This is a genomic window from Kineococcus vitellinus (assembly GCF_009906315.1).
Taxonomy (GTDB): Bacteria; Actinomycetota; Actinomycetes; order Actinomycetales; family Kineococcaceae; genus Kineococcus; species Kineococcus vitellinus.
This window is the reverse complement of record NZ_JAAALL010000240.1, coordinates 1-6,833: the sequence shown is the minus strand read 5'-3', so window position 1 is coordinate 6,833 and position 6,833 is coordinate 1. Positions and strand designations below refer to the sequence as shown.

At 76.1% G+C, this 6,833-nt stretch carries 5 protein-coding genes and 1 pseudogene; 4 read left to right on the top strand and 2 right to left on the bottom strand.

Features of this window, described 5'->3' with window-relative positions; translation table 11 throughout:
* The 4 genes and pseudogenes from GTQ99_RS17640 to GTQ99_RS17625 form a co-directional block, all read left to right on the top strand.
* Positions 1-273 (top strand): annotated as a pseudogene (locus GTQ99_RS17640) (dihydrolipoamide succinyltransferase); the annotation flags it as partial.
* Between the two features lie 22 nt (positions 274-295).
* Complete coding sequence (gene guaB, locus GTQ99_RS17635) at positions 296-1,837, top strand: IMP dehydrogenase (protein ID WP_420814580.1); 1,542 nt, start codon at positions 296-298, stop codon at positions 1,835-1,837.
* An 80-nt stretch (positions 1,838-1,917) separates the two neighbouring features.
* Positions 1,918-3,039, top strand: a complete 1,122-nt coding sequence (locus tag GTQ99_RS17630; RefSeq protein WP_166617036.1) for a GuaB3 family IMP dehydrogenase-related protein — start codon at positions 1,918-1,920, stop codon at positions 3,037-3,039.
* Positions 3,040-3,081: 42 nt separating this feature from the next.
* Positions 3,082-4,041, top strand: coding sequence for an oxidoreductase (locus GTQ99_RS17625; protein ID WP_166617035.1), 960 nt, complete (start codon positions 3,082-3,084; stop codon positions 4,039-4,041).
* A gap of 35 nt (positions 4,042-4,076) precedes the next feature.
* On the opposite strand, the gene GTQ99_RS17620 is transcribed toward GTQ99_RS17625, so the two are convergent.
* Together GTQ99_RS17620 and GTQ99_RS17615 are read right to left on the bottom strand one after the other, a co-directional pair.
* The gene (locus GTQ99_RS17620; RefSeq protein WP_166617034.1) at positions 4,077-5,294 is read right to left on the bottom strand and encodes an MFS transporter; all 1,218 of its coding nucleotides are present in this window, start codon (positions 5,292-5,294) and stop codon (positions 4,077-4,079) included.
* Between the two features lie 73 nt (positions 5,295-5,367).
* On the bottom strand, positions 5,368-6,833 hold a 1,466-nt coding region (locus GTQ99_RS17615; protein ID WP_166617033.1), incomplete at its 5' end, for an ABC transporter ATP-binding protein.

Genomic DNA, 6,833 nt, shown 5'->3' with positions numbered 1-6,833 from the left:
GACCCGTCCACCCCGGCCGACCCGGGCCCGAGCGCGCCGGAGCCGGGCGGGAGCGGGCCGGGCGCCACGGCGCCGCCGACGACCGACGCGCCGGCGCCGACCCCGCCCGTCGAGGTCGTCACGCCGACGCTGCCGGTCGTCGTGCCCTCCCCGAGCGCGGGGGTGGAGCCGAGCGCCGGCGCCGAGCCGACGGCCGGCGCCGAGGCCGCGGCCACCCCGTCCGCGAGCGCCGCGGCGCCTCAGCCCTCCGCGGACGCGTCCGCGGAGGGCTGAGGCGGGCCGTAGCATCGTGGGTGTGAGCGCGCGCAACCCCGAGGACACCGCTGCCGACACCGCCGCGAACCCCGAGCACGACCCGTTCGGGTTCACCGGGCTGACCTACGACGACGTGCTCCTGCTGCCGGGGGAGTCCGACGTCATCCCGTCCGAGGCCGACACCTCCAGCCGGATCTCCAAGCGCGTGACGCTGCGGATCCCGCTGCTGAGCTCGGCGATGGACACCGTGACCGAGTCGCGGATGGCCATCGCGATGGCCCGCCAGGGCGGTCTCGGCGTGCTGCACCGCAACCTGTCCGCCGAGGAGCAGGCGGCCCAGGTCGACCTGGTGAAGCGCTCGGAGTCGGGCATGGTGACCCAGCCGGTCACCACGACCCCCGAGGCGACCCTCGCCGACGTCGACGCCCTCTGCGGGCGCTACCGCATCTCCGGCGTGCCCGTGGTGGACCCCGACGGCACGCTCGTGGGCATCGTCACCAACCGCGACCTGCGCTTCGAGAGCGACTTCTCCCGCCCCGTGCGCGAGGTCATGACCAAGGCCCCGCTGGTCACCGCCCCCGTCGGCATCAGCACCGACGACGCGATGCAGCTGCTGCGCCGGCACAAGATCGAGAAGCTGCCGATCGTCGACGACCGGGGCCGCCTGACCGGCCTCATCACCGTCAAGGACTACACCAAGTCCGAGCAGTACCCGCTGGCCACCAAGGACGACGACGGCCGCCTGCGGGTGGCCGCGGCCATCGGCATCTTCGAGGACGCCTGGAAGCGCGGCATGGGCCTGGTCGAGGCCGGTGTCGACGTGCTCGTCGTCGACATGGCGCACGGGCACTCCCGCGCGGTGCTGGAGATGATCTCCCGGCTGAAGTCCGACCCCGCGGCCGCGCACGTGGACGTCGTCGGCGGCAACGTCGCGACCCGCGCCGCCGCGCAGGCCCTCGTGGACGCCGGCGTGGACGGCATCAAGGTCGGCGTGGGCCCGGGCTCGATCTGCACGACGCGCGTCGTCGCCGGTGTCGGCGTCCCGCAGGTCACCGCCATCCACGAGGCCTCCAAGGCCGCGCGCCCGGCGGGCGTGCCGGTCATCGGCGACGGCGGGCTGCAGTACTCCGGCGACATCGCCAAGGCCCTGGTCGCCGGCGCCGACACCGTGATGCTCGGCTCGCTGCTGGCCGGCTGCGACGAGAGCCCCGGCGAGCTGGTCTTCATCAACGGCAAGCAGTTCAAGAGCTACCGGGGCATGGGCTCGCTGGGCGCCCAGCAGACCCGTTCCGGCGCCCGCTCCTTCTCCAAGGACCGCTACTTCCAGAACGACGTCGCCTCCGACGACCGCTTCGTGCCGGAGGGCGTGGAGGGCCAGGTGCCCTACCGCGGGCCGCTGGCCGCCGTCGCCCACCAGCTCGTCGGCGGCCTGCGGCAGTCGATGTTCTACTCGGGCGCGCGCACCGTCCCCGAGCTGCAGCGGACCGGGAGGTTCGTGCGCATCACCGCCGCGGGGCTGAAGGAGTCGCACCCGCACGACATCCAGATGACCGTCGAGGCGCCCAACTACAGCGGTCGCTGAACCCCGCTCGCGGGCGGGGCCCGGCCCGCCCGCCGGTCGCCGTGCACCGGCGGCCGGTGGGCAGCCGGTAGCCTGACGGGGTGTACGAGATCGAGATCGGCCGCGGCAAGCGGGGTCGTCGCGCCTACAGCTTCGACGACATCGCGGTCGTGCCCAGCCGCCGCACGCGCGACCCCGAGGACGTCTCGACGGCCTGGCAGATCGACGCGTACCACTTCGACATCCCGGTGATGAGCGCGCCGATGGACTCGGTGACCTCACCGGCCTCGGCCGTGGCGCTGGGCCGCCTCGGCGGCCTCGGCGTGCTGGACCTCGAGGGCCTGTGGACGCGCTACGAGGACCCGCAGCCGCTGCTGGCGGAGATCGCCGGCCTCGACCCGGCCGTGGCGATCCCGCGCATGCAGCAGATGTACGCCGAGCCGGTGAAGGCCGAGCTCATCACCAGCCGCCTCGCCGAGGTCCGCGCCGCGGGCGTCACCGTGGCCGGCGCGCTCTCCCCGCAGCGCACCCAGGAGTTCTGGAAGGTCGTCGTCGACGCCGGCGTGGACCTGTTCGTCATCCGCGGCACCACGGTCTCCGCCGAGCACGTCTCCGGGCGCAGCGAACCGCTGAACCTCAAGCGGTTCATCTACGAGCTCGACGTCCCCGTCGTCGTCGGCGGGGCGGCCACCTACACCGCCTCGCTGCACCTGATGCGCACCGGCGCGGCCGGCGTCCTCGTCGGGTTCGGCGGCGGCGCCGCGCACACCACCCGCACCGCGCTGGGCATCCACGCGCCGATGGCCTCCGCCGTCGCCGACGTCGCCGCCGCGCGCCGCGACTACATGGACGAGTCCGGCGGGCGCTACGTGCACGTCATCGCCGACGGCGGTGTCGGCACCTCCGGCGACATCGTCAAGGCCGTCGCCTGCGGCGCGGACGCCGTCATGCTCGGCGCCGCCCTGGCCCGCGCCACCGAGGCGCCCGGCCGCGGCTGGCACTGGGGCCCCGAGGCCCACCACGCGGTGCTGCCGCGCGGTGAGCGGGTGCACGTGGGCACGGTCGCGCCGCTCGCGGAGATCCTCAACGGCCCCGGCCGGGTCGCCGACGGCTCGACGAACCTCATGGGCGCGCTGCGCCGCTCGATGGCCACCACGGGCTACTCCGACCTCAAGGAGTTCCAGCGCATCGAGGTCGTCGTCTCCCCGTACCAGCCCCGCTGAACCAGATCCGCTGAACCAGATCCGCTGAGCGAACGGACCACCGTGCCCCACCCGGAGCAGAACCCCTGGACGCCCGACGCCATCGGCCCGCAGGAGGGGCGCACGGTGGTGGTCACCGGCGCGAACTCCGGGCTGGGCTTCCACGTCGCCACGGAGTTCGCGCGCCGCGGCGCCGACGTGCTGCTGGCCTGCCGCAACGCCGAGCGCGGCCGCGCCGCGCTGGAGCGGCTGCGCGCGGAGGTCCGCGACTCCGGCGTCGAGGCGAGCGCCGAGGTCCTCGCGCTGGACGTCGCCGACCTGGCGAGCGTGCGCCGCGCGGCCTCCGACCTGCTGCACCGGCGCTCCAGCGTCGACGTGCTGGTCAACAACGCCGGCGTCATGGCGCCGCCGTTCGGCCGCACCGCCGACGGCTTCGAGACGCAGGTCGGCACGAACCACCTGGGCCACTTCGCCCTCACCGGCCTGCTGCTGCCGGCGCTGCTGGCCGGCGGCGGGGGGCGCGTGGTGAACGTCTCCAGCGTGGCGCACCGCTTCGGCCGGCTGGACCGCGAGAACTACCAGAGCGAGCGCAGCTACCGGAAGTGGCCCGCCTACGGGCAGTCGAAGCTGTCGAACCTGCTGTTCGCGCTGGAGCTGCAGCGCCGGGCCGCCGCCGTGGGCGCTCCGCTGGTCTCCACCGCCGCCCACCCGGGCCTGTCGGAGACGAACCTGTGGAAGTCCACGCCGCTGTCGGGCAACCGCCTCGGGGAGGCCGTCGGCGCCGTCCTCGGCCGCGCCGTCGGCCAGTCCCCGGCCCAGGGCGCCTGGCCGCTGCTGCGCGCGGCCACCGACCCGCAGGCGCGCGGCGGGGAGTTCTACGCCCCGGGCGGACCGCGCGAGTGGCGCGGCTTCCCGGTGCAGGTGCGGGCGAGCGCGGCGGCCTACGACACCGCCGACGCCGCCTGGCTGTGGGCCCGCTCCGTGGAGTGGACCGGCGTGGGCTTCGAGCAGCTCACCGCCTGACGCGGACCCCCGCCCGGGCCCTCACGACAGGGCCCTCACGACCGGGCCTGCGCGCCCCGGGCCCGCGCGCGGCGCACCAGCCGCGGCAGCGGCAGCGCGGTGAGCACCGCGGCCGCGACGGCGACGAGGGCGAGACCGGCGGCCGGGCCGGAGGACTCCGAGAGCGCACCGCCCACCGCCGCGCCCGTCGCCACGCCCAGCACGACCCCGGAGTTCAGCAGGGCCATGACGAACGCGCCGCGCTCGGCGGCCACGAGGGCGGCCGCGCTCGTGCTGATCGTCACCAGCCCGGGCCCCACGAACAGCCCGGTGACCAGGACGGCGCCGCTGAGCGCGAGCAGGCCGTGCCCGGCGGCGGCCACGAGCAGGGCCGAGCCCACGAGCACCCCGGCGCCGCACGCGGCCCAGCGCAGCGCCAGCCCGATCCGCTCGGGCACGAGCACCAGGCACAGCGTCGTGGCGGTCGAGCCGACGGCCATGACGGCGTAGACGAGCGCACCCGCGGACGCGCTGCCGCCCGCCTCGGCGGCGGCGGTGACACCGGTCTGGGTGGCGCCGAAGACGGTCCCCATCGCGAGCATCCCGGCCACCGGCCCGGCCACCGCCCACGGCACCCGCGGGCGCACGTCGCCGTGCGCGACCGGGCGCGGGGCCGTCACCCGGTGGGTGCGGTGGCAGGCGAACGCGGTGACGAAGACGGCCACCAGGGCGGCGGCCACGACGAGCGCGCCGGCGGGCCCGGCGAGGACGCCCACGAGGCCGACGAGGGCCGGGCCGAGGATGAAGGCCGCCTCGTCGACGGTGCCCTCGAAGGCGAACGCGGTGCGCTGCTCCTCGGCGCGGGGCGTCATGCGCAGCCACCGGGCGCGGGAGAACCCGCTGACCGAGGGCAGCGTCAGCCCCACGCAGGCGGCGGCCGCCAGCACCGGCCAGCCGGCCGGGCCGGCGAGCGCGGCGAAGAGGGCGGCGACGGCGAGCAGGTGCAGCACCACGACGGTCAGCAGGGTGCCGCGCTGACCGCGGCGGTCGGCGACGGCGCCGACCACCGGCACGCCGGCGGCCTCCCCGAGCGCGGCGCACGCGCTGGCGAGGCCGCCGACGGCCACCGAGCCGCTGGCGGAGGTGACGAGCGCGAGGACGGCCAGCGGCACCATCGTGATGGGCAGGCGGCCGACGGCGGTCGCGGCGAGGTAGGCGGCGCCGGACAGCTCCGGCAGGCGGGAGTAGCGGGACAGCAGGGCGGGCGAGCTCACGGGCAGGCTCCATCGTCGTGGCGCGCCTCCCCACCTCTGACGCGCCGCAGCCCTGAGTCGTTCTGGGCCGATCCTATCCCGGCGACCGCTCCTGGCCGCCGTGCCAGCTGCGCCACAGGCTCGCGTAGGGGCCGCCCGCGTCGACGAGCTCGTGGTGGGTGCCCAGCTCGGTGATGCGCCCACCCTCGACGACGGCGATGCGGTCGGCGTCGTGCGCGGTGTGCAGCCGGTGCGCGATGGCGACCGTGGTGCGGCCCTCCAGCACCCCCGCCAGCGAGCGCTCGGTGTGCCGGGCGGTGTTCGGGTCCAGCAGCGAGGTGGCCTCGTCGAGCACGAGGGTGTGCGGGTCGGCGAGCACCAGGCGGGCCAGCGCCACCTGCTGCGCCTGCGCGGCGGACAGCTGCACCCCGTTCTCGCCGACGCCCGTGGTCAGCCCCTGCGGCAGGGTGCGCACCCAGCCCAGGGCGCCGACGGCCTCCAGCGCGGCCTCGACCTCGCCGTCGCCGGCCTCCGGCACGGGCAGCGCGACGTTGTCGCGCAGGGAGGCGCTGAAGACGTGCCGCTCCTGGGTGACCAGGGCGACCTGGCGGCGCATCGCCTCCAGCGGCAGCCCGGTCACCTCCGCGCCGCCCACCCGCACCGAGCCGCTGGTGGGCGGGGCGATGCCGGCGATGAGCCGGCCCAGCGTCGACTTGCCGGCGCCGGTGGGCCCGACGACCGCGAGGCGCTCGCCGGGCTCCAGCGACAGCGAGACGTCGTGCAGCACGGGGCGCCCGGGGGCGTAGGCGTAGCCGACCCGCTCGGCGCGCACGTCGTCGGAGACGGCCTGCTCGCCGCTGACCTCGCGGTCGGGCGGGACCGTCGCCAGGCCCACCACGCGCGCGAAGGAGGCCTGCCCGACCTGCAGCTCGTCCCACCAGATGAGCAGCTCGTTGACGGGGCCCACGAGCTGGCGCAGGTAGAGGACGACGGCCGCCACCTGGCCGGCGCTGGCGAGGTCGTGGCGCACGAGGAAGCCGCCCCACACGAGCGCGACCACGACGGGCAGCAGGTAGGACATCTCGATCGTGGGGAACCAGCGCAGGCGCAGCCCGAGGGTGTAGCGCTCGCGCTGCACGGTCTCGCCGATGACGCGGTCCACCAGGCGCACCCGCTGGTCGGCCAGCGCGAGCGCCTCCACGGTGCGCACGTTCTCGACGTTCTCGCCGAGCGTGGTGGAGATCCGCCCCCACCACGCGCGCTCGGCGGCGTACCCGGCCGCCGCCCGGCGCAGGTACCAGCGGGTGCCGACGAGCAGGCCCGGCAGGCCGACGACGACCGCCAGCGCCACGAGCGGGCCGGTGAGGAAGGCCGCCGCGACGGTGAACAGCGCCGTCACCGACGCCACGAGGATCGCGGGGGCTCCGTAGCGCACCGTGTAGCTGAGGGCGTCCACGTCGTTGGTCGTGCGCGAGACGAGGTCCCCGGTGCCGGCCTGCTCGACGACCGACAGCGGCAGCCGGGTGGCGCGGCCGAGGAACTCCTCGCGCAGCTCGGCGA